The sequence below is a fragment of the uncultured Flavonifractor sp. genome (genome assembly GCF_944383115.1).
GTDB lineage: Bacteria > Bacillota > Clostridia > Oscillospirales > Oscillospiraceae > Flavonifractor.
Map to the genome: position 1 here is coordinate 1 of NZ_CALWOJ010000152.1, position 2,654 is coordinate 2,654.

The window sequence follows — 2,654 nt, forward strand, 5'->3', positions numbered from 1 at the left end:
CGGCTGGCGTCGCTCTCGGCCTCCCAGCCGCCCAGCTCGGCAAACTCCTCCTCCAGCTCGCAGGCCCGGATGCCGTCGGCCTCGGTCATCTCCTCCTTCTCATAGAGGGCGTCCTTCTCCTTGCCCACATCGTACAGCCGCTGGTTGCCCATGATGACGGTGTCCATTACGTTGTAGGCATTGTAGGCGTTCTGATCCTGCTTGAGTACCGACATGCGGGTCTTGGGCAGGATGGACACCTCGCCGGAGGTGGGCTCCAGATCGCCGGAGAGGATCTTCAGGAAGGTGGACTTGCCGGCTCCGTTGGCGCCGATGATGCCGTAGCAGTTGCCCTTGGTGAACTGCAAATCCACATGGGAGAAGAGGGCCTGGCCGCTGTAAGCCAGAGTCAGGTCGGAAACTGTGATCATGTCGTACTCCTTTTTGTTCACCCCGGCTCCCGGCCGGGAAAATCTTCGCAATTTTACAGTATACCATACAAATAACAAAAAACAAACCATAATCCGCTACAAAAAAGCCGCGCCATTGGCGCGGCCCTTGTGTTATGTCCTCCGAACTGGTATGATACCCTCAGACCATTTGGAAGGAAGGGGTCTTTTTGAGTCTGTTCGTCTGCCCCCACTGCGCCGCCCCCCTGCTCCGGGAGGCGGGCCGCTACGCCTGCCCCAACGGCCACAGCTTCGACCTGGCCAGGGAGGGCTACGTCCACCTCCTCCCCGCCAACCGGAAGCACTCCAAGGCCCCCGGGGACGACAAGGGCATGGTAATCGCCCGCAATCAGTTCCTGTCCAAAGGCTACTACGCTCCTCTCCGGGACGCCCTGTGTACCCTGGCTCTGGAACATACCGGGGAGCAGGTGTCGGTACTGGACTCTGGCTGCGGGGAGGGCTACTACACCGCCGGCATTTACGCCGCCCTTACCGGGGCGGGCAGGCAGGTGGATCTGGCGGGCATCGACCTGTCCAAGTCCTCGGTGCGTCTGGCGGCAAAGCGTCTGCCCCAGGGAGAGTTTGCCGTGGCCTCGGCCTATCACCTTCCCGTGGCGGACGGGAGCTTGGATCTGCTGCTCAACTGCTTCTCCCCCCTGGCCCTGGAGGAATTCCGGCGGGTGCTGCGCCCCGGCGGGCTGTTCCTCTATGTGGTTCCCGCCGCCAACCATCTGTGGGAGCTGAAGCAGGTACTCTATGACAAGCCCTACCCAAATCAGGAGCAGGATATTCCCTATGAGGGCTTTTCCTATGTCAGTGTGGTTCCGGTGGATACCCTCCTGGAGGTTGCCGGCGAGGATCTGCCCCACCTGTTCCAGATGACCCCCTACTACTGGAAGACCCCCAAAGAGGGCGCGGCCCGGCTGGCCGCTCTGCACGGGCTGACCGTCCGGGCCGCTTTCCGCATCCATGTATTCCGGCGGGACTGAGGGCTACATCTGCTCCAGCACGCTGCGGATGACCCAGGCGTGGGCCTCGGCCTCCTCCGCCGACTCGTGGAAAAGTTCCACCAGGCAGGGGTCACTGGCCCCCGCCGCCGCCGCCCGGTAGCAGGCCGCGTTTCGGTGCTGGGCCTGGAACTGCTCCCGCAGGGTGGCCTGGACCGGCTGTAACGGCTGATTGCCGCCCCGCTCGGCAGGCCAGTACCGCACCCCGGAGATGAGGAAATAGGCGGTGCTGAGCCGCTTCGCCCGCCGCCGCTTCTCGGCGGCCAGGGTGGCCAGCATCCGGCCGCCATTCCCGGACACCCGCCGGGCCAAAGCCTGGCAGCACCGGTGGGCCGCCAGTTCCTGGTCTATGTACTGCTGGAGCTGAGGGCCATACGCCGCCGAAGCCGGCCCCAGACAGGTGACGGTCTCCTCCTCTTCCTCCGCCGGGGCAGCAGGGACCACCACCGCAGGCAGGGGCCGGGCGGCCGCCTCCACCACTTCAAAGGGGCAGTCCTCCCGGGCCTCGGGCATGACCCGCTTCCACACCCGCTCGAAAACCTCCCGGTCGCAGCCGGGCAGCAATTCCTGATCCATACGCATTGCCTCCGATTCTGTATGATTTCCTCCCATTCTATGCCCGCATGGCAAGATTTGCCCCGCTCAGGGTTGTATTTTACCATCTTCCGTGATAAAATAATTGCTCATGGAATGAACCATATACAAAGGAGAGACCGATTATGCTGGAGATCAGCCATCTCAGCTATCAGGTGGAGGGAGAGGAAGGCCAGGAGCTGGGCATCCTCAACGACGTCTCCCTCTCTGTTCAGGACCACCAGTTTGTGGTCATCACCGGCCCCAACGGCGGCGGCAAAACCACCCTTGCCAAGGCCATTATGGGCCTGGTGCAGCCTACCGGCGGCTCTATCCGCTGGAACGGCACCGATATCACCGATCTGGACATCACCGGCCGTGCCCGGCTGGGCATCAGCTACGGCTTTCAGCAGCCGCCCCGGTTCAAGGGTCTGAAGGTGAAGGACCTGCTGGCCCTGGCCGCCGGCAGCGAGAAGCTCACCCGGGAAGAGGGCTGCCAGTACCTGACCAAGGTGGGCCTGTGCGCCGGGGACTATATCGACCGGGAGGTGGACGCCTCCCTGTCCGGGGGCGAGGTCAAGCGCATTGAGATCGCCACCATCCTGGCCCGCAAGACCGGGCTGATGATCTTTGACGAGCCGGAGGC

General features: G+C 63.4%; 4 protein-coding genes. 2 read left to right on the forward strand and 2 right to left on the reverse strand.

All coding sequences use genetic code 11. From position 1 onward, the window contains the following. Positions 1–410 (reverse strand): ATP-binding cassette domain-containing protein (locus Q0K43_RS10915; protein ID WP_297290556.1); only part of this gene is annotated, 410 nt, incomplete at its 3' end. Between the two features lie 188 nt (positions 411–598). Between Q0K43_RS10915 and Q0K43_RS10920 the strand changes: the two genes are divergently transcribed. After that, positions 599–1,417: a putative RNA methyltransferase gene (locus tag Q0K43_RS10920; RefSeq protein WP_297290553.1), complete on the forward strand. Its 819-nt coding sequence runs from the start codon at positions 599–601 to the stop codon at positions 1,415–1,417. 3 nt (positions 1,418–1,420) lie between these two features. Here Q0K43_RS10920 and Q0K43_RS10925 read toward each other — a convergent pair whose 3' ends face one another. Next, positions 1,421–2,011: a rubrerythrin gene (locus Q0K43_RS10925; protein ID WP_297290554.1), complete on the reverse strand. Its 591-nt coding sequence runs from the start codon at positions 2,009–2,011 to the stop codon at positions 1,421–1,423. Between the two features lie 143 nt (positions 2,012–2,154). On the opposite strand from Q0K43_RS10925, the gene Q0K43_RS10930 reads away from it, so the two are divergent. Further along, positions 2,155–2,654, forward strand: a 500-nt coding sequence (locus Q0K43_RS10930) for an ATP-binding cassette domain-containing protein (RefSeq protein WP_297290555.1), incomplete at its 3' end; no start/stop codon positions are given.